This window comes from Paenibacillus sp. FSL F4-0100 (assembly GCF_037993005.1).
Lineage (GTDB): Bacteria > Bacillota > Bacilli > Paenibacillales > Paenibacillaceae > Paenibacillus_AQ.
On the sequence record NZ_CP150303.1, the window covers coordinates 2,549,861 to 2,569,149 of the forward strand.

Below are 19,289 nucleotides of genomic sequence, written 5' to 3' on the forward strand. Positions count from 1 at the left end.
GTTCTGAAATAAAATGGCTGATATTAATATCGGCATCGCGTTTGCTGCCGGTTTTGCTTCTTTTATATCTCCATGCTGTTTACCGCTGTACCCGTCCTACTTATCTATTATTACAGGCATGTCGGTCAATGACCTGAAGAGCGAACAGAACCGCAAGGAGGTCCGATTCCGGACCATGACGCATACACTCGCGTTCATCCTTGGATTTTCTGCCGTTTATTATACCCTCGGTTGGGGTGCTGGCCTATTTGGGGAGTTCTTCACGGAATATCAGGACCTGATCCGTCAGCTGTCCGCGCTGCTTATCATCGTGATGGGACTTATGCTGATTGGTATTTTCCAGCCCAAGTTTTTAATGAAGGACCGGAAATTCAATTTTAAATCCAAACCGACCGGATACATAGGAACATTTCTGTTTGGCATCGGGTTTGCTGCAGGCTGGTCGCCATGTGTCGGACCGATTTTAACGGCCATCATCGCGCTGGCAGCTTCCGATCCGGGAACCTGGTTCCCGCTGATTACCTCTTACTCTTTGGGGTTTGCAGTACCGTTTTTTATCCTGGCCTTTTTCATTGGCTCCACCCGTTGGATTCTGAAGTATTCAAACATCTTGATGAAGGTCGGCGGTATATTGATGATTCTGATGGGGGTTCTGCTATTCACGGATCAAATGTACAAAATTACGATTTGGCTGCAAGGCATTACGCCGGAGTGGCTTAAATTCTAAAGCTGGGGGGAAGGCTGGTCCAATTTATAAGTCATTATTGGCATAGGATTGGACCAGGACTTGCCAACCGGTCTCAAAAACATGTATCATTACTAGTGCAGGTAAAACAGTTTTTTGCACGGGTTATGTAATTATAGAAAAGAGGGAATAAGATGCCGACACCTAGCATGGAGGATTATTTGGAGCGCATCTACAAGTTGATCGACGAAAAAGGATATGCGCGCGTTTCGGATATTGCCGAAGGCTTGGAGGTTCACCCCTCATCCGTCACGAAAATGATTCAAAAGCTGGACAAAGACGAATATTTGATCTATGAAAAATATCGTGGTTTGGTTTTGACCAGCAAAGGCAAAAAAATGGGCAAACGGCTCATGGAACGTCATCATTTGCTTGAGGAATTCCTTGAGATGATAGGTGTACAGGATGAAAATATTTATAGGGATGTTGAGGGAATCGAGCATCATTTAAGCTGGGATTCCATTATGAGAATTGAGACGCTTGTGGAGTATTTCAAGCGCGATGAGAATCGACTTCAGGATTTGCGTGACGTTCATAATGAATTAGTCAACGAATCGTAATGTGGCATCTGTCCGCTTGTGACAGATGCTTTTTTAAACTGAATCGTCATATTTCTAGTGTTATACTAATAAGTTAGATTACCTGCAAATTTCATATTTTCGGAGGATTAATAGAAATGAAGCTTCGTAGATGGTTGTTGGTGCTCATTATGTTATTATTGTGTCTCCCGTCGGTGGTCCCAACTGCGCAAGCGAAGGCAGCTCCAATCAGTATTCAGTTGGACGGCGTAACCTTAAACAGTGACGTATCTCCTTACATATTGCCGAAGGTTAACGTAACCATGGTTCCTACGCGGATTATCAGTGAAGGCCTAGGCGCTTCGGTAGCCTGGAATCAGAAGTTAAAGACTGTAACAATCGGGATGGACGGTTCGAGCCTCCAATTGACATCCGGCAGCAAAACCGCGCTTGTGAACGGCTCATCCATACCGCTGGATGCATCGGTTGAAGTTAAGACCGGCCGGGTTATGGTGCCGCTGCGGTTTATCAGCGAGAACCTGGGTGTGCAAGTTGAATGGAACCAAGCGGCACAGCGCATCTCGCTAACGACAGGCACGGACGTCGTTCTTCCACCACCGGTATCCACGGGGGATGAAGTCAGAGGGGCCTGGATATCCACGGTGTTCAATCTGGATTGGCCGAAAACAAAGACCAGCGCAGAACAGCAAAAGGCATCTTACATCGCCTTGCTGGATTCGCTCCAGGAAGTGGGCATTAATACCGTGTACGTGCAGGTACGTCCGGCTGGCGATGCATTGTATCCTTCAACTATAGTGCCATGGTCCAAGGTGCTGACAGGCATTCAAGGCCTTGATCCGGGGTATGATCCGGTAGCTTTCATGGTCGAGGAAACGCATAAACGGAATATGGAGTTCCACGCATGGTTCAATCCTTTCCGAGCAAACACCGATATTTTGACAGCATCACTCGATCCATCCCATGTTGCGCTCAGCCACCCGGATTGGATCGTGAACATAGGTAAGCAGCTGTACATTAATCCAGGGATCCCGGAAGCTCGGCAGCATATCATCGATACCATTATGGAGGTCGTGAACGGATACGATATTGACGGTATTCACCTGGATGATTATTTCTACCCATCCAATACGGTCTTCAACGATGATGCGGCATACCGCCAATATAACCAAGGTGCTTATTCCAGCCTTGCGGATTGGCGCCGGGGAAATATCAATGCATTTGTGCAAACGCTCGGAGAGAGCATACACCGTGTGAAACCTAATGTGGAATACGGAATCAGTCCTTTCGGCGTATGGCGTAACCAATCCGTGGATAAGACGGGATCGGATACAAAAGCGGGTGTGACGGCTTATGACAGCATGTATGCCGATGTGAGGGCCTGGATTCAGAACGGCTGGATCGATTACGTGGCTCCGCAGATCTACTGGAGCATGAATAACCCTGCCGCCGATTATGATAAGCTGGTTGACTGGTGGGTCAGTGAAGTGCAAGGAACCGGCGTAGACCTTCTGATCGGTCATGCGCCCTACAAACTGGGAACCAGTGAGATCGGTTGGCAGAGCGCATCGGAAATCATCAATCAACTGAAGTACAATCAGAATTATGCCGAGGTTAAAGGCAGCATTTTCTTTAGAGCAGAGAATATTTTAAACAATCCGTTAGGCATTAAAGATCAATTGCAATCATATTATAGATAAATCGGCACGTCCTATAGGTATGAAACATCCCCCGCGCTCATACATAGTCATTAGACCATGTGAGGCGGGGGATTTTATATGCAAATCAATGCGGTATTTGAAGGTGGGGGAGTCAAGGGAATCTCGCTTGCCGGGGCTGTCAAGGCGGCGGAGAATGCCGGCATGGAATTCAGCCGCGTTGCAGGAACGTCCTCCGGATCCATCGTGGCATCCGTGCTGGCAGCAGGTTACCGAGCAGATGAGATCAAGCGCATCATTGAGGAGACGCCTTTTCATTCGTTTCTCCAGCGAGCACCGATCTTTAACACGAAGTTGATCGGTCCTGCCTTGCGGGTGTTGATTAAGAAGGGGCTGTATTCCGGAGAAGCCCTGGAGAACTGGATTCGGGAAATCCTGCTTGCCAAAGGGATATTTACTTTTTCGGACATCCCGGCAGGCAAACTATATATTGTAGCTTCCGACATTACGAATGGAAGGCTGCTGGTGCTTCCGGACGATCTTCGCCAATATGGCATAAACCCTGCATCATTTCCCGTGGCAAAGGCTGTGCGCATGAGCTGCAGCATTCCGTATTTTTTCGATCCCGTCATTCTTCGTTTATTGGGTAGGGCTGCCAAGGGCAAATCGTTTGGAGAACAATTTGTTTATATCGTGGATGGGGGGCTGCTGAGCAACTTTCCGTTATGGCTTTTTGATCGTGAGTCGAAGGGAGGACCTAAGCCGCTGCCAGTGCTTGGCTTTCAGATGGTCGGAAAGAATAGTAACTTGCCCCATCTGATCGATGGCCCGATCGGCATGTTAACCGCCATGTTCGAGACGATGCTTTCCGCTCACGATGAACGCTATATTGAACAGCAAAATCGCAATCGAACGATCAAAATTCCGACGCTTGGCATTGGCACCACTCATTTTAATCTGACCAAGGAAGAGAGCGAAAATTTGTACAATTCGGGATTAACGGCAGGTACGATGTTTTTCACTCGCTGGAAATCCGAGCATTAAAAAAACCGTCCAGCCGGCATGAGTTTGCGCAGTTGGACGGTTTTCTTGTTAGTGATATTTAGGAACATCATCGGATGGGTCGGGTTTTCCTTTTTGCCCATCGATCACTTGAAACGGGTACTGTTTACGTTTTGCAGTTGGACTGCTCTTCCGTACGGTGCTGTTTTTTGCCGCCAACTTTGCTGCCGTTCGCTTAGAAGGCTTCACCTTGGGCCGCTTGTTCAAACGGCGAGGCGGAAACTTGTAGAGCACATACACGACAGCAACAATAATGAGTGGAATCAAAATATTCAGTCTTGAACCAGGGTCTAACAGGAGTACCAGTAGCCCTATGGCGGCTAACGTGATCGCCGTCCAAAAAATGATCGCATGCCTTCTCATGGATTATCACCCTTTCGCGGGATCCAGCACACTTCCTGTCACAGATTGGTGAACTGTAACATTCTCGTATTGAGCATCTAACTCACGCATTCTGTTAAAGGATGCGATGGATACTTCAACTTGATCATCATTAGGTTCCTTCGTCGTTAGAAGCTGCAGCCACAGACCGGGATAACCGAGGAAACGGAGTACCGGCATGTCTCGCATGGCATTGGTAAGTTTCAGGAACTCAAAGGAAACGCCAAGCACGACCGGAAGAAGCGCGATTCTTTGAATGACCCGTTGCGTCATGGTATCCCATGGCACCACCGAGTAGACAACAACGCCGAGAACAATGGTCAGCATCATGAAGCTGCTGCCGCAGCGATAATGCAGTCGTGTATATTTCTGAACATTCTTCACCGTCAACTCTTCGCCAGCTTCAAATGCGCTGATGACTTTATGTTCAGCACCGTGGTACTGGAACAGTCTTTTAATGACAGGTGTTTGAGAGATCGCCCATAAATATACAAGAAGCAGTATTAATTTAATTACGCCTTCAATCAGGTTATGCACAATATAGTGATCAAATGTATTGCCAAAAAAGAAATCCTCTACAAAAACAGGAACGAGTGTAAACAGCAGCTTGCCGAATACAAAGGAAAGCACACTGACGGCGGCCACACCGATAATCATGCTTAAACTCCAGCCTGAGTCTTCTTTCTCCTTCTGTTTCTCACGTTCTTCCGGCTCCAGGGTATCGTCAGCATATGCATCCGCAGAGTAATTCAAATGTTTGGAACCCTTAATTGTAGAATCTATGAGACTGACGATGCCGCGAAGAAGCGGAATCTTCCGCAGCTTCCGAACCCATGTCTTGTCTTCGCGAGGCACCTCGAGAAACTTGATTTCGTTATTTTTACGCCGTACGGCCGTCACATTCACATGCTTTCCGCCGAACATAACGCCTTCGATTACAGCTTGGCCTCCATAGCTGATCGGGGTTGACTTATCGGACAACCAGTTCACCCTCCCTGACATGTTTTTCGTTCTATGAACTATTGTATCGAATTTTGAAAGTAATTTCTAGTTGGATTAGCCGTAAGGGAAGCGGAGCATACTACTTTCAGAGAAGAACGGGGTAAGAGCAATAGTTCGATGACTTAGAGAGGAGAATCATTAGATGCATGAACATCGATTTCGACAGCAGAACCAAGTCACCAATCCATTTGTGTTTGCCCTGGAGCTGGGCTATTACGCTGGTCTGATTTGGGGGGGCGTGGTCTGGATATTTTACTGGTTAAAATTCACGAAGGTGCTGCCGGGCTTTTTGCTGGAGCCATTCTTCAAGCATGAGTTCCTAAAGACGGCTGCCGGACAAATCGCCGGTTGGCTGTCCTTTATCGCGTTTTCCGTCATCGCTTCCCTCATCTATGTCACCTTGTTCAGGAAGCTGAAGGGCCCGTGGCCCGGTATTGCTTACGGAATCATATGGTGGGCGGTGCTGTTCGTCGCGCTCAATCCATGGCTTCGGCTGACGGACCCTGTGAAGAAGCTGCCGTGGGATACAAACATCTCAGAGGTTTGTATTTTTATATTATGGGGACTATTTATCGGTTATACGATCGCGCAGGAATTCACCGATGAGAAACTGCGCGAACCGAAGAAGGTGACAGGCTAAGCAATAAAAACTTCTCAACCCTATGCCGCCTATGGTAAAATAGCTTTTGGTTATTTGACGAAAAGGTGGGAAGCCCTATGAAATCCATATGGGTGATAAACGGACCGAACTTAAACCTGCTCGGCTTCCGTGAACCGGGCATTTATGGTTCACTCAGCCTGCAGGCGATCGAAGATAATTTGCGTAAACAGGCGGATCTCGCCGGTATCGGTATTACCTTCTATCAGTCTAATCATGAGGGTGCTATCATCGACCGTATTCATGAAGCTATTGGACAGGCGGACGGCATACTTCTTAACCCGGGAGCACTGACCCACTACAGCTACGCTGTACGTGATGCCATCAGTTCTGCCCGTATTCCGACAGTGGAAGTTCATCTATCGAACATTCATGCCAGGGAGGAATTTCGTCATACCTCCGTCATCGCACCTGTTGCTGTCGGACAAATCGCGGGTTTTGGCGCAGCGAGTTACACACTGGGCTTGTCGGCCCTTTTGCAAGTCCTGAACGACCCAGAAGGATAGCTTGGGAAATGGGTGAGAGGAGAGGTTAGAATGAGTAACAAACGAGTGGTTAAACTGCGCGAGAAACTTCAAGGCAAAGGCGTAACGGCTATGCTGGTTGCAAGCCCGATCAACCGCAGATATTTGACAGGCTTTACCGGGTCTGCCGGCTATGTGTTGATCACACGGGATAATGCCTATCTCTTGACGGATTTCCGCTATATGACTCAAGCTCCACAGCAAGCCGTCGGGTTTCAAGTGGTTGAGCATGGACCGAAGGTTATGGAGACGGTCAAGGATTTGCTATCTTCCGAGGGGATTACATCGCTTGGATTTGAACAGGACCATGTTACATACGGCGTATTTTCCACCTATTCGGAACAGCTCGCGCCAATTAGCCTGGTGCCGGTTTCAGGTCTTGTAGAGGATTTGCGGATATTCAAGGATGAGGAAGAATTGAGCATTATGCAGCGGGCTGCCGATTTGGCTGATCAAACGTTCAGCCATGTGCTGACCATTCTGGCTGCCGGCAAAACGGAGCGGGAAATCGATCTGGAGATGGAAATGTTCATGCGCAAGCATGGCGCCACAGCGTCTTCCTTTGATACCATCGTCGCTTCCGGTGAGCGTTCGGCTCTTCCGCACGGCGTTGCCAGCGAGCGTGTCATTCAAGGGAACGAATTCGTTACGTTTGATTTCGGTGCGCTGCTTGACGGATACTGCTCTGATCTCACAAGAACCGTTGCGCTCGGAAGTCCTGATCCTAAACTGAAGGAGATTTATGATATCGTGCTGGAAGCACAGCTTCATGCACTGGATCATATTAAACCTGGTATGACAGGACGCGAGGCAGACGCCTTAACTCGTGATATTATTACCCGTTATGGATACGGGGAATATTTTGGACACAGCACGGGGCATGGTTTGGGTATGGAGGTTCATGAATCTCCGAGACTGTCCAAGCTGAGTGATGATGTGCTGAAGCCGGGTATGGTGGTAACAGTGGAGCCGGGCATTTACTTGCCTGGGCTTGGCGGTGTCCGAATTGAAGATGATATCGTCATTACGGAATCGGGTATTCATATACTAACAAGCTCGTCCAAAGACTACACTGTGCTATAAAAGGCTGTTCAAAAAGATAGCTTTTTGAATTTGTACTTTAGGAAAATGATGTACTATATTAATTAGACCGCATCCTTAGGAGGGAATCTTAGTGATTTCAGTTAACGATTTTAAAACAGGTTTGACCGTAGAAGTAGATGGCGATATATTCACCGTTTTGGATTTTCAGCACGTAAAGCCCGGTAAAGGCGCAGCTTTCGTACGTTCCAAATTGAAAAACCTTCGCAACGGCAACACCGTAGAGAAGACGTTCCGTGCAGGTGAAACGATTGGCCGCGCGATCATCGACAATCGTGGTGTACAGTATCTTTACGCCAGCGGTCAAGAGCATGTATTCATGGATAACGAAACTTACGATCAGTTCAGCTTGACTAGCGAGCAGCTGGAATGGGAACTGAACTTCCTGAGAGAGAACATGAATGTAAACATCATCAGCTACCAAGGGGAAATCCTCGGGATCAACCTGCCTAACAGCGTGGAGCTGAAAGTTGTTGAAACCGAGCCGGGAATCAAAGGCAACACGGCTACGGGCGCAACGAAGAGTGCGAAAGTGGAAACCGGCCTGAATGTACAAGTTCCGCTGTTCATTAATGAAGACGATGTGCTTCTGATCGATACACGCGAAGGTAAATACATCTCCCGTGCATAGCAGGCTTTAAACGGGACCCTTCAACGATTGACGGGGTGCCAATATCTTCTAAACAACGAGACTCCTGTACGTATGTACGGGAGTCTTTTTTGTGATGGGCGAAAGCCGATGCGGTAAGCCCGAGTTCTTTTTGCCTTGAAAAGCCTTGACGGGATGACTCACTTTCGTATTATACTGTTTTAAAGTGAGAAACCACCTGAATGCTGTTACATACTGATATTAGTGGGGAGTGAAAGAAGCATTGTCACTGTACGTCATGAAATTCGGAGGCAGCTCTGTAGGGGATACAGAACGTATGAAGCGTGTTGCCAGAAGAATTGTAGAGAAACAAGATGAAGGTCATCAATGTGTAGTCGTGGTGTCTGCTATGGGGGATACGACAGACGATTTGATTGACCAGGCAAAGCTGTTGAACGAGAATCCGCCGGCGCGGGAAATGGATATGCTGATGACCACGGGAGAACAGATATCCATATCGCTGCTATCCATGGCCATTCACGGTCTTGGACGCAAGGCAAAGTCTTTTACCGGCTGGCAGGCGGGGTTCCGAACGGAAGCGGTCCATGGCAAAGCCCGCATTACGGATATTATGCCAGAGCGCGTGTTTAAAGCGCTTGACGAAGGGAATGTCGTCATTGTAGCGGGATTCCAGGGAATGTCTGAGGATGGAGAGATTACAACGTTTGGACGCGGGGGATCAGATACCACGGCGGTTGCTCTAGCTGCTGCCATCCAAGCGGATGTATGCGAAATATATACAGATGTGGACGGAATTTACTCCACGGATCCGCGGGTTGTTAAATGTGCGCGGAAGTTGAAGGAGATTTCCTATGACGAGATGCTGGAGTTAGCCAATCTTGGAGCAGCTGTTCTTCACCCGCGTGCGGTTGAGTATGCGAAGCATAATCAAGTCAAGCTTGTCGTCAGATCCAGCTTTAATCATAACGAGGGTACGGTTGTTAAGGAGGAAACAAGCATGGAACAAGGTGTGGTTGTCAGCGGAATTGCATTTGACAAGAATGTGGTAAGAATTAGTATTCTGGGCGTTTCCGATACGCCAGGCGTTTTGGCTCAAGTGTTCGGAGAGCTTGCAAAAGAAGCGATTGATGTTGATATTATCGTACAGAGCGGTGTGCAGAACGGCGAAGCAGACTTTTCCTTTACCGTTTCCTTGGCCGATCGGGAGCGTGCGTTGTCAGTTATTGAACAAATCCGGAGCAAAACCCCGTATCGTGACGTTACCTCGGAAGACCATCTGGTGAAAGTATCGATTGTTGGCGCTGGCATGGTCAGTCACCCGGGTGTGGCCGCGCAAATGTTTGATGTAATCTCCCGGCAGGGGGTCAGCATCAAGATGGTCAGCACGTCCGAAATCAAAGTATCCTGCGTCATTGAAGGAACCAATCTGGAAGGTGTCGTACAGGCGCTTCATACCGCGTACGGATTGGATACGGATCAGCAGGCTTCCGTTGGCGGACCGCAGGTTCGGCGATAGCCTGTTTTTATGTAATCATTTTCTGCAATCATATCGATATTAAATAGAGTAATCCCGGTCCATAGCGGCCGGGATTTTTTGCGTTGTCCGAAAGATTCAAAGTTCGCTTCTATGAAATTGAAAAAATAGAGATAAAACGAGAGTACCTCGCATATTTTTAAACATCACACATGTGAACAAGGAATAAGGAGGATATATAGCATGCTGGACAAGTTTGTCGCTAGTATGGCCACGCTTCGTTTTTTCTCTGGCAGTCTCGAGATTGTGGCGGCCATCATCATGCTGCGTCTGAACCAAGTTGATAAAGCGCTGGCTGTGAATTCGGCCCTGGCTTTCATGGGCCCGCTGGTACTGATTCTGACAACAACGATTGGCCTTGTGGGAATGGCAGATAAATTGTCGTGGGGGAAGATCGGCTGGATTTTGTGCGGCGTCTCCTGTCTCTTATACGGCGTTCTAAAAAAATGATAGATTCGCTGCATATTTTTCAGGTACAAGCATACACATGGGATATGAAGTTCTCTTATTAGAAGATGATCAAAAAGGACAACCTGGGGGAAATTGATATGACATTGAATTGGTTAGACCTGTTTCCCGAAACCGTAAAACGAATGCTGCTGAGCCTGTCGAATGAGCTTCTCAATCATGTAGAGGAGGTACGTATCCGGGAGGAACGTCCGCTGGAAATTAATTCGGCGGGCAAGCATCATTTTCTGGACCGGCGGGGCGGGCTTACACTGCGGCCTGATGAAGCGTATAAGCCGACGCGTGAAGATACCCATCGGTTGCTGGATCTAATCAGTAACCATTCCCTCTACACCATGGAAGAGGAATTGAGAAAAGGGTTTATCACGATACCTGGGGGGCATCGGGTCGGGCTCACCGGCCGGACGGTGCTCAGCGGGGGTAAGGTTGAACACATTCGGGATATTAGTGGATTTAATGTCCGGATTGCCAAGGAGGTTCAGGGAGCGGCGGATGACATCATCCCGCATTTACTTGACCGGAAACGGAAAAGGGTGATGCACTCGCTGATCTTATCCCCGCCTCAGCAGGGCAAAACAACGCTGCTCAGGGATCTGGCGAGGCAGATCAGTTACGGCAAGTGGGGGAATTCGGCCGTGCATTGGCCGGGAATGAAGGTAGGCATCATCGACGAACGTTCTGAAATCGCCGGTTGTTTGCGCGGAGTCCCTGGATTCGACGTAGGTCCGCGTACGGATGTGCTGGATGGTTGTCCGAAAGCTGAAGGGATGATGATGATGATCCGTTCAATGTCCCCGGATGTGCTGATTGTGGACGAGATCGGACGGCCTGAGGATGCGGAAGCTGTCATTGAAGCCTTGCATGCAGGAATTAGCGTGATTGCAACGGCACATGGCTCATCCATACAAGATATGCGGGGGCGACCGGCACTCGCCGGTCTTTTGGAGAACCGAATGTTTGAAATGTATGCCGTTCTCAGTAGAACAAGCGACCAAAGATCATACAAGCTGTATGACGGAGGTCAGCGAACGCTTCAGACGGCTGCAGTCGGTCCGCCGGGCGGTGATGCCTATGCTTAAACTGGTCGGGGCTGTGCTTGTGCTGGGAGCAGGAACTTTAGCCGGATTTTTTCAGGCCCAGCAATTCGCAGCAAGACCCAGGCAGCTGCGAGAACTTATTCTCGCGCTTCAACGGCTGGAAACGGAGATCAGCTACGGTTTGACGCCGCTACCCGATGCGCTGGAGCGAATTGGCGATTCCCTTCGTGAACCACTCAGATCCTTATTTGCCTCAGCCGCGCTTTACATGAGACCCGATTATGGGTTATCCGCACAGGACAGCATCCGCAAGGCACTGGGCGAATACTGGAAGCGAACATCAATGAAAAGTGCCGAGCGTGAGGTGTTGGAGCAGCTAAGCGGCGTTCTTGGCACCAGTGACAGGCAGGACCAGATCAAACATATCGCTCTGGCCGTGGGACAGCTCAAGCATGAAGAAGCAGCGGCAAGGGATGACCAGGTCAAATATGAAAAGATGAGCAAAAGTCTGGGACTGCTCATTGGAGCATTGATCGTCATTTTGATCTTTTAGCGAGGTGCCAAGGGAAATGAACATTGAAGTGAACGCCATCTTCCAGATTGCCGGTATCGGGATCATCATTGCCATGATTCATACCGTCCTGAAACAGATGGGGAAAGAGGATATGGCACATTGGGTAACCCTGATCGGGTTTGTGGTTGTGCTGTTTATGGTAGTCAGATTGCTCGACGATTTGCTTAAGGAAATCAAAAGTATTTTTCTATTCCAGTAGGTGGACTTATATGGAAATTATCCAGGTGGTAGGACTGGGCATCATCGCTACCGTGCTGATCTTGGTTGTCAAGGAACAGAAGCCGCTCTTTGCCTTTCTTCTGGCAGTGGCAACCTCACTTCTCATCTTCCTGTTCCTGATCGGGAAGATTGGAAATGTCTTATCCATGCTGGAAGATTTGGCGGAGAACTCCGGTGTCCAGATCATTTATCTGAAGACCGTTCTGAAAATCATCGGTATTGCCTATATTGCGGAGATGGGGGCCCAGATCGTACGAGATGCCGGACAGGAATCGATCGCATCCAAAATAGAACTGGCGGGAAAAGTGCTCATATTGGTGCTCGCTGTACCGATTATCGGGATCATCATCGAGACGGTCCTGAAGCTCCTCCCGGCTTGAAAAAGGTGGGGGGACATGGTTACAGGAGTTATACTTCGAAATGGCTTGGCTGTGTTTCGTCTACTGATCCTGATGTTGTTTATGTCCGGATTGTTCTGCGGAACAATAAGTGCGACCGCCGCGGCAAATCCGGCCGATGAGTGGGTAGAGCAGCAGACGCAGCAGCTGCCGACAGACCAGGTCGAGAAATACTGGGACCGGCTCATGAAGGATTACGGCGGTTTCTTCCCGGATGGAAAGACGCCGTCCCTGATGGATATGCTGCTGCCGGGCGGCGATGGTCTTAGCTTCAAAGGGGTTATGTCCGGAATCGGAAAGTATTTGTGGCACGAGGTGCTTTATAACGGCAAGCTGCTGGCGACCATTGTGATGCTGAGCATCATGAGTCTGATCCTTGAGAATCTGCAGACGGCCTTCGAAAAAAGCACCGTGAGTCGGGTTGCCTATACCATCTGTTACATGGTTGTCCTGGTCATTGCCGTTAACAGCTTCAGCATCGCGATTGGATATGCCCGGGACGCCATTACCCAAATGATCGATTTCATGATGGCGATGCTTCCCTTGCTCTTTGCACTGATGGCTTCGATGGGCAATGTCGTGACTGTCTCGGTGGCTCATCCGCTAGTCATCTTCATGGTACATACGGTAGGTACGCTGATCAGCACGATTGTGTTCCCGCTTCTGTTCTTCTCGGCTCTGCTGCATCTGGTAAGTTCGCTATCCGAAAAGTACAAGCTGACCCAGCTGGGCAACCTGCTGCGAGGAGTTTCAATGGGCGTTCTGGGCGTGCTGCTTACCGTGTTTCTGGGGGTTATCTCCGTCCAAGGACTTACCAGCTCGGTTACGGACGGTGTGACGATCCGGGCAGCCAAATATGTAACCGGCAATTTCGTTCCGGTAGTCGGCAAGATGTTCGCAGATGCAACGGATACCGTGATCTCGGCCTCATTACTCGTCAAGAATTCCATCGGGCTGGCAGGGGTCATCATTATTTTGTTCCTTTGCGCATTCCCTGCGATCAAGATCTTGACGCTCGCCTTGATATATAACGTCGCAGCGGCCGTCATGCAGCCGCTCGGAGACACCCCGATCGGCACCTGCCTGCAGACGATCGGAAAGACGATGCTGTATGTTTTTACAGCTTTGGCCGCAGTCAGTATGATGTTCTTCCTGGCCATCACGATTCTGCTCACGGCAGGCAACATTACCGTCATGATGAGGTGAGGCAGAATATAGCGGCGGCTAATCTTTAGGAGGAATGACGAATGGACTGGCTTGGAGGTTGGTTGAAAAGCGTCATCATGGTAGTTCTCTTTGCAGCCTTCGTTGATTTGATACTTCCCGGCAAAGCGCTTGAACGATACGCCAGATTAGTCCTGAGCCTGTTGATTCTGCTTACGCTGCTTAGCCCGATTATCACATTGATAACGGATCCCCCTGAGAATCAACTGGCAATGGAGCTGGAGCGGCAGGAGAAAGGTCTGCCGGAGGAGGTTCAGCTGGAGCATATTCTGGCACAGGCCGAGAAGTTGAAGGAAACGCAGCAGAGTCAAAGCCTTCAGTGGGCAGGCAACGAATTGGCCCAGGTGATGAAAGAAGAGATTGCGGCAGAAACGGGGGAAGCGGTTCAGGAGGTCAAGGTGGTACTGGCTGCAGTTGCTAGGCAGGACAAGGGATATGCAGGCGCTACGATACGATCTGTTGATGTAAGACTGGTTGGAGGTGAATCGGAGAATGCAGAGGTAGAGAACAGCGATGATAAGCAACCCATCGGCATAGAACCTGTGGATTCCGTTCAGGTGAATGTTGAATCCATGCAATCGGAACGGGATGGGAAGGCTGCGGCGAAAGCGAATGCAGAAGCAGTGAGCAAGGCCGAGGAAGCAAGAGCAGAGCCGGTTCGGAAATACATTAGCCGTCGGTGGGATTTGGAGCCGGATCTGATTACGATCTATATGCCAGGGCAGGAGCAGGATAAAAAGCTGTAGCGGAGGTGAGTATGATGGGAAATTGGTTGAAGCGGTTGGAACAATGGCTGGGCGGAGGTGCTGGCGGAGCAAGAAAAATGCAAACCTTCAGGTGGTTGATCATTCTTGGTCTGATCGGCGTTGCGATTATGCTGTTCAACTCCTTCGTCAATGTGAAGAAGCTGGATCATGAGAATATCGGTCGCGAGCCGCCGCCGGAGACGGCTGCGGTCTCAACGACCCAAGGCGGGACTTCAACCAGCGGCGGGGGTGAGTTTGAAAGTATCGAGCAGGATTTTGAAATGCGCACTAAAACCATGCTGGAACAGATTGTTGGGGTTGGGTCCGTCGATGTCATGGTGACTGTGGAATCTACAGAGGAATTGGTCGTCCAGCGTGACATGAAAGATACACAGGAACTGACGGAGGAAACCGATGCTAACGGAGGTAAGCGCCATGTCACAAGTTATCAGCGTGATGGCCAGATTGTCACTTATGAATCTTCCGGAGAAGAAACGCCGATCGTCACCAAGAAGATCAAACCTCAAGTCCGGGGGGTGCTCGTCGTAGCCAAGGGAGCCGAGAATGATGTTGTTAAGAGCTTGATCGTGGATGCGATCCAGCGAGGCCTCAATGTCCCGTCTTATCGTATATCCGTTGTCCCGCGTAAACAGGAATAACCGCAGCCTCTCGAATGATCCGATCATTCGTGCCAAGGTTTTCATTCAAAGGAGGAAACGTTCAAATGAATAACAAAAGACAAACCATATGGTTAGTATCCATGCTCAGTTTGATGGTCATCCTGTCAGCCTACTACTTATTCACCGACGATTCGGGAACGAAAGCGCCGCCGGTTGCCGAGAGCACGCAAGTGGACGGTCAGAAGCCAGGTGCCGGACAAGAAGCAAACGGAACCGCAGGCACTGGCGACGAGCTGGTTGTGAACGAAGTGCTTGAAGAAGGTACTGACGGTGATTCCGGTGCCAATGAGCAAGGAACTGCAACAGGCGATACAGGTGCGGCCGGTACAGAAGACTCTGCAGAAGCAACACAGGGTGAGCAAGGGGATCAAGGAAAAGCAAGTGGCGAAGCCGGTAAAACGGAAGAGCCGGAAGTGAAGGAATCCCAAGAGGGTGCCGAGAATTCCAAAGACGCTAGCAGCACAGACAAAGAGGGCGCCAAGGACTCCAAAGACACAAGCAGCACCAGCAACGGTAAGAAATCGGATGAAGAAGTGCTGGAGCAAGTGGCTGCCAATGCAACATCTGCAGCAGCCCAGTTGGAGTCCTATAAATTGGACCGCTCACAAAAAAATATGAAATTATACGATGAGTTAATGACAAAGATCGACAATCATGAAAACAAGCCGGAGCAAACAGCTCAAGCTACCGAGCAGCTGAAATCGGCCGAAGCGAGAGAAGAAGTGATTCTCAGCATCGAAGAAGCCCTTCAGCAGCAATACGGAAACGCCGTTGTGAAGGAAGAGAGCGAGAAGTATAATGTGGTCGTACTGAGTGAGAAACTCGATGCCAAAGGTGCAGCCGGCATCGTGAGTCTTGTGATGAAGGAACTGAAGGTTTCGCCGGATAAAGTAACCGTTCAATATGTTGCGCCATAAGCTTGTCCGCAGATTTCAACATAAATCACGGATATATTATAAAACCGAAAGAGTCTAAGGATTGCCTTGGGCTCTTTCTATTTCGCTCGATTGTGATATAATACTCTAAGCTATTGACTGACTGTCCTAAGCAAGGGCTTCCAAGAAAGTGAAGGAGTGAACGTCGATAATGTTTAAATTAAACGAAATCAAGGAACTTATTAAGCTGGTGGATCAAACATCCGTGCATGAGCTGGAAATTGAGAGCGAAGGTACACGCTTATCCATTAAGAAACCCAATGCAGCCGAGGTGGTTAACAACTATCAGGCGGCGCCGCAAGCGTTCCTACCGGCACAGCAAGTGATGGCACCACAAATCGTACAGCCGAATACGGGGAATCAAGCACCTGCAGCTGCACCACAGCAGGATTCCGTGGAGGATGGCAACAGCTCATTACATAAAATCGTATCACCGATGGTAGGAACTTTCTATCGTTCCCCATCGCCTGAGGCTGGGCCATTTGTCAGCCCCGGGGACAAGGTGACTGATAAATCAACGGTCTGCATCATTGAGGCCATGAAGCTGATGAATGAACTGGAAGCAGAGATCAAAGGCGAAATCGTAGAGGTTCTCGCACAGAACGGTCAACTTGTAGAATTCGGGCAGCCTCTGTTTCTGGTGAAACCGGAGTAATATGGAGGGACTCGCCAAGAACGAGAGTCGCAAGAGTCCGAAGGAGGTTACTGCATGACATTTCAAAAAGTGCTAATCGCGAACCGGGGAGAGATTGCCGTTCGTATCATCCGGGCTTGCCGGGAACTTGGCATCGCAACGGTGGCCGTATATTCGGAGCCGGACCGGGAATCCCTGCATGTTCGCTTGGCGGATGAGGCCTATTGCATCGGCCCTACGTTATCGAAAGACAGCTATTTGAATTTTACCAATATCATGAGCGTTGCTACACTGACCGAGTGTGACGCCATTCATCCAGGCTATGGCTTTTTGGCCGAGAACGCGGATTTCGCGGAGATTTGTGAATCCTGCAACATTACCTTTATCGGTCCTTCCGCTGACGCGATCAACCGTATGGGAGATAAGGCTGTTGCGAAGCAGACGATGAGGGATGCAGGTGTTCCGGTTATTCCGGGATCCGACGGATTGGTCGAGGATTTAAATGAGGCCGTTATGCTTGCCCGGGATATCGGATATCCCGTCATTATCAAGGCTACTGCAGGTGGCGGAGGTAAAGGAATTCGGATCGCCGAGGATGAAGAATCGCTGGTTAAACAGATTACAAACGCACAGCAGGAAGCCCAGAAGGCCTTCGGCAATGCAGGCGTCTATCTGGAAAAATATTTGACTGGCATGAAGCATGTAGAGATTCAAATTATCGCCGACAAACATGGCAACGCCGTGCATCTCGGGGAGCGTGACTGTTCTGTGCAGCGCCGGAGACAAAAGCTTGTTGAGGAAGCTCCTTGTCCGGTGCTAAGTGAAGAGGTACGCAGCCGGATGGGCGAAGCCGCCGTTCGGGCCGCAAAGGCCGTTAACTATTCCGGTGCAGGTACGCTTGAATTTTTGCTCGGCCAGGACGGTCAGTTCTACTTCATGGAGATGAACACGCGGATTCAGGTGGAGCATCCGGTGACCGAGATGGTGACCGGGGTTGATCTGATTCAGGAAATGATCTCCGTTGCCGAGGGCAACACGCTTTCTTTCACGCAAGAGGAAGTAGTTATTAATGGCTGGTCCATCGAATGTCGGATTAATGCCGAGAATCCGGACAAGAACTTTATGCCTGCGCCTGGAACCATTCAGTTCTATTTGCCTCCAGGAGGTCCTGGCGTGCGGGTAGACAGTGCGGCATATCCCGGTTATACCATTTCGCCTTATTATGATTCGATGATTGCCAAGCTGATTGTATGGGCGCCGACCCGCGATGAAGCCATCGCGAAGATGAGGCGCGCACTGGCTGAATTCGAGATTGAAGGGATCTATTCAACCATCCCGTTCCACCAGAAATTGCTCAAGCATCCTACCTTCTTGAAGGGTGACTTCGATATTAAATTTTTGGAAGAAAATGAGATTTGAAACCTTTGGCCAAGTTTGTCATAAACTTGGCCAAATGGTATAGTATGAGTAATAAGAGCGCATGCCTTAAGCAGTTGGGGTGCATCCGCTAACTTATTCCGAAAGGTGTGTTGAGACAATGGCGGAAACTTTGCCTACAGAATTTGAACGTACAGATATTGGTGAAATTCAGATCGCTCCGGAAGTTATTGAAGTCATAGCTGGACTTGCTACGGTAGAAGTACGTGGGGTTGCAGGGATGAGCGGAGGCTTTGCAGGCGGCATTGCCGAGCTGCTCGGACGCAAGAATTTATCCAAGGGTGTTAAAGTGGAAGTTGGACAACGGGAAGCTGCTGTTGACGTATCCGTTATCGTGGAGTATGGTCATCGTCTTCCTGAAGTAGCCGGAGAAATCCAGCGCAACGTGAAACGTTCGATTGAGAATATGACAGGGCTTACGGTCATTGAAGTCAATGTACATATTCATGATGTCCATTTCATGAAATCCGTAGAGAAGACGGAAGAATTGGATCTGGCTCAACGCGTGAAATAAGAATACTTTCAGGCTAGCCCTGGGCAGCGATGTCGAGGGTTTAATCTAATTTTAAGGAGGCTGTGCTAAATCGTGGCCAAATTAATGGACAGACTTTTGCTGTTTATCTACAGCTTAAGTATCGGTGTTATATCCGTAGTTGCCATCCTCCTGTTGAGTGGCGCTGTTCCGTATGAATTAACAAGCGTTCAGGAACAACGCCTTTTCTGGGCTGGAATTATCGTAGCTGCGGTTCTGTTTTTGCTGAGCATCCGTTTCTTCTACATCTCCGTAAGGCGCGATCGCTCGAACCTGAATTCCATCGATCAGCGCACGGAGTTTGGTGACATTCAAATCTCTGTGGAGACGATCGAGAATCTCTGTCTCAAGGCGGCTTCTCGCGTCCGTGGAGTCAAGGATTTGAAATCCCGGATCAAGGTATCCCAATCGGGTCTTGATATTGCGATACGCGCCGTGGTCGATGGTGAGGAATCGATTCCTACACTGACAACGGAAGTACAGAAGCAGGTGCACGACTTTGTTGAAGATACAACAGGAATACCCGTGTCATCCGTATCCGTATATATTGCTAACGTGGTTCAGGCACCAAGCTTCAAGAGCCGCGTGGAATAG

Annotated in this window: 24 protein-coding genes; 22 read left to right on the top strand and 2 right to left on the bottom strand. The window is 49.3% G+C overall.

The window, feature by feature from the left end; all coding sequences use genetic code 11:
- Positions 1-13: 13 nt before the first annotated feature.
- From MHH48_RS11210 to MHH48_RS11225, 4 genes are all read left to right on the top strand, one after another.
- On the top strand, positions 14-727 hold the full coding sequence (locus MHH48_RS11210) for a cytochrome c biogenesis protein CcdA (protein WP_076320861.1): 714 nt from the start codon (positions 14-16) through the stop codon (positions 725-727).
- Positions 728-879: 152 nt separating this feature from the next.
- On the top strand, positions 880-1,305 hold the full coding sequence (gene mntR / locus MHH48_RS11215; RefSeq protein ID WP_076320862.1) for a transcriptional regulator MntR: 426 nt from the start codon (positions 880-882) through the stop codon (positions 1,303-1,305).
- A 116-nt stretch (positions 1,306-1,421) separates the two neighbouring features.
- Positions 1,422-2,981: a family 10 glycosylhydrolase gene (locus MHH48_RS11220; protein WP_076320863.1), complete on the top strand. Its 1,560-nt coding sequence runs from the start codon at positions 1,422-1,424 to the stop codon at positions 2,979-2,981.
- 78 nt (positions 2,982-3,059) lie between these two features.
- The gene (locus MHH48_RS11225) at positions 3,060-3,983 is read left to right on the top strand and encodes a patatin-like phospholipase family protein (RefSeq protein ID WP_076320864.1); all 924 of its coding nucleotides are present in this window, start codon (positions 3,060-3,062) and stop codon (positions 3,981-3,983) included.
- 48 nt (positions 3,984-4,031) lie between these two features.
- On the opposite strand, the gene MHH48_RS11230 is transcribed toward MHH48_RS11225, so the two are convergent.
- Together MHH48_RS11230 and MHH48_RS11235 are read right to left on the bottom strand one after the other, a co-directional pair.
- Positions 4,032-4,364, bottom strand: a complete 333-nt coding sequence (locus tag MHH48_RS11230) for a hypothetical protein (RefSeq protein ID WP_076320865.1) — start codon at positions 4,362-4,364, stop codon at positions 4,032-4,034.
- 6 nt (positions 4,365-4,370) lie between these two features.
- A complete protein-coding gene (locus tag MHH48_RS11235) occupies positions 4,371-5,363 on the bottom strand; it encodes a DUF1385 domain-containing protein (RefSeq protein WP_076320866.1) in 993 nt (330 codons plus the stop codon).
- 163 nt (positions 5,364-5,526) lie between these two features.
- Between MHH48_RS11235 and MHH48_RS11240 the strand changes: the two genes are divergently transcribed.
- The 18 genes from MHH48_RS11240 to amaP all read left to right on the top strand — a co-directional run bounded on the left by MHH48_RS11240 (position 5,527) and on the right by amaP (position 19,289).
- Positions 5,527-6,024, top strand: coding sequence for a YqhR family membrane protein (locus MHH48_RS11240; RefSeq protein WP_076320867.1), 498 nt, complete (start codon positions 5,527-5,529; stop codon positions 6,022-6,024).
- A 77-nt stretch (positions 6,025-6,101) separates the two neighbouring features.
- The gene (gene aroQ, locus MHH48_RS11245; RefSeq protein ID WP_076320868.1) at positions 6,102-6,548 is read left to right on the top strand and encodes a type II 3-dehydroquinate dehydratase; all 447 of its coding nucleotides are present in this window, start codon (positions 6,102-6,104) and stop codon (positions 6,546-6,548) included.
- A 30-nt stretch (positions 6,549-6,578) separates the two neighbouring features.
- Positions 6,579-7,649, top strand: coding sequence for a Xaa-Pro peptidase family protein (locus MHH48_RS11250; RefSeq protein ID WP_076320869.1), 1,071 nt, complete (start codon positions 6,579-6,581; stop codon positions 7,647-7,649).
- A 91-nt stretch (positions 7,650-7,740) separates the two neighbouring features.
- Entirely contained in the window at positions 7,741-8,298 is a 558-nt protein-coding gene (gene efp, locus MHH48_RS11255) for an elongation factor P (protein WP_076320870.1), read from the top strand.
- A gap of 241 nt (positions 8,299-8,539) precedes the next feature.
- A complete protein-coding gene (locus MHH48_RS11260) occupies positions 8,540-9,793 on the top strand; it encodes an aspartate kinase (protein ID WP_076320871.1) in 1,254 nt (417 codons plus the stop codon).
- 201 nt (positions 9,794-9,994) lie between these two features.
- Entirely contained in the window at positions 9,995-10,261 is a 267-nt protein-coding gene (locus MHH48_RS11265; RefSeq protein ID WP_076320872.1) for a YqhV family protein, read from the top strand.
- 98 nt (positions 10,262-10,359) lie between these two features.
- Entirely contained in the window at positions 10,360-11,358 is a 999-nt protein-coding gene (gene spoIIIAA / locus MHH48_RS11270) for a stage III sporulation protein AA (protein ID WP_076320873.1), read from the top strand.
- The gene (gene spoIIIAB / locus MHH48_RS11275) at positions 11,351-11,869 is read left to right on the top strand and encodes a stage III sporulation protein SpoIIIAB (protein ID WP_076320874.1); all 519 of its coding nucleotides are present in this window, start codon (positions 11,351-11,353) and stop codon (positions 11,867-11,869) included. The genes spoIIIAA and spoIIIAB overlap by 8 nt, the downstream gene beginning before the upstream one ends.
- 16 nt (positions 11,870-11,885) lie before the next feature.
- On the top strand, positions 11,886-12,089 hold the full coding sequence (gene spoIIIAC, locus MHH48_RS11280) for a stage III sporulation protein AC (protein ID WP_007129715.1): 204 nt from the start codon (positions 11,886-11,888) through the stop codon (positions 12,087-12,089).
- Between the two features lie 10 nt (positions 12,090-12,099).
- Positions 12,100-12,489 (top strand): stage III sporulation protein AD, encoded by a 390-nt coding sequence (gene spoIIIAD, locus MHH48_RS11285; protein ID WP_071223846.1) that lies wholly within the window; start codon positions 12,100-12,102, stop codon positions 12,487-12,489.
- A 15-nt stretch (positions 12,490-12,504) separates the two neighbouring features.
- Positions 12,505-13,713 (top strand): stage III sporulation protein AE, encoded by a 1,209-nt coding sequence (spoIIIAE, locus tag MHH48_RS11290; RefSeq protein ID WP_076320875.1) that lies wholly within the window; start codon positions 12,505-12,507, stop codon positions 13,711-13,713.
- A 41-nt stretch (positions 13,714-13,754) separates the two neighbouring features.
- Entirely contained in the window at positions 13,755-14,477 is a 723-nt protein-coding gene (spoIIIAF, locus tag MHH48_RS11295; RefSeq protein WP_076320876.1) for a stage III sporulation protein AF, read from the top strand.
- A gap of 14 nt (positions 14,478-14,491) precedes the next feature.
- Positions 14,492-15,136 (top strand): stage III sporulation protein AG, encoded by a 645-nt coding sequence (gene spoIIIAG / locus MHH48_RS11300; protein ID WP_179090583.1) that lies wholly within the window; start codon positions 14,492-14,494, stop codon positions 15,134-15,136.
- A gap of 65 nt (positions 15,137-15,201) precedes the next feature.
- Complete coding sequence (locus MHH48_RS11305; RefSeq protein WP_076320878.1) at positions 15,202-16,074, top strand: SpoIIIAH-like family protein; 873 nt, start codon at positions 15,202-15,204, stop codon at positions 16,072-16,074.
- Positions 16,075-16,243: 169 nt separating this feature from the next.
- Positions 16,244-16,747, top strand: coding sequence for an acetyl-CoA carboxylase biotin carboxyl carrier protein (accB, locus tag MHH48_RS11310; RefSeq protein WP_076320879.1), 504 nt, complete (start codon positions 16,244-16,246; stop codon positions 16,745-16,747).
- 54 nt (positions 16,748-16,801) lie between these two features.
- The gene (gene accC / locus MHH48_RS11315; protein WP_076320880.1) at positions 16,802-18,145 is read left to right on the top strand and encodes an acetyl-CoA carboxylase biotin carboxylase subunit; all 1,344 of its coding nucleotides are present in this window, start codon (positions 16,802-16,804) and stop codon (positions 18,143-18,145) included.
- A gap of 118 nt (positions 18,146-18,263) precedes the next feature.
- Complete coding sequence (locus MHH48_RS11320; protein WP_009591235.1) at positions 18,264-18,677, top strand: Asp23/Gls24 family envelope stress response protein; 414 nt, start codon at positions 18,264-18,266, stop codon at positions 18,675-18,677.
- Positions 18,678-18,749: 72 nt separating this feature from the next.
- Positions 18,750-19,289 (top strand): alkaline shock response membrane anchor protein AmaP, encoded by a 540-nt coding sequence (gene amaP / locus MHH48_RS11325; RefSeq protein ID WP_076320881.1) that lies wholly within the window; start codon positions 18,750-18,752, stop codon positions 19,287-19,289.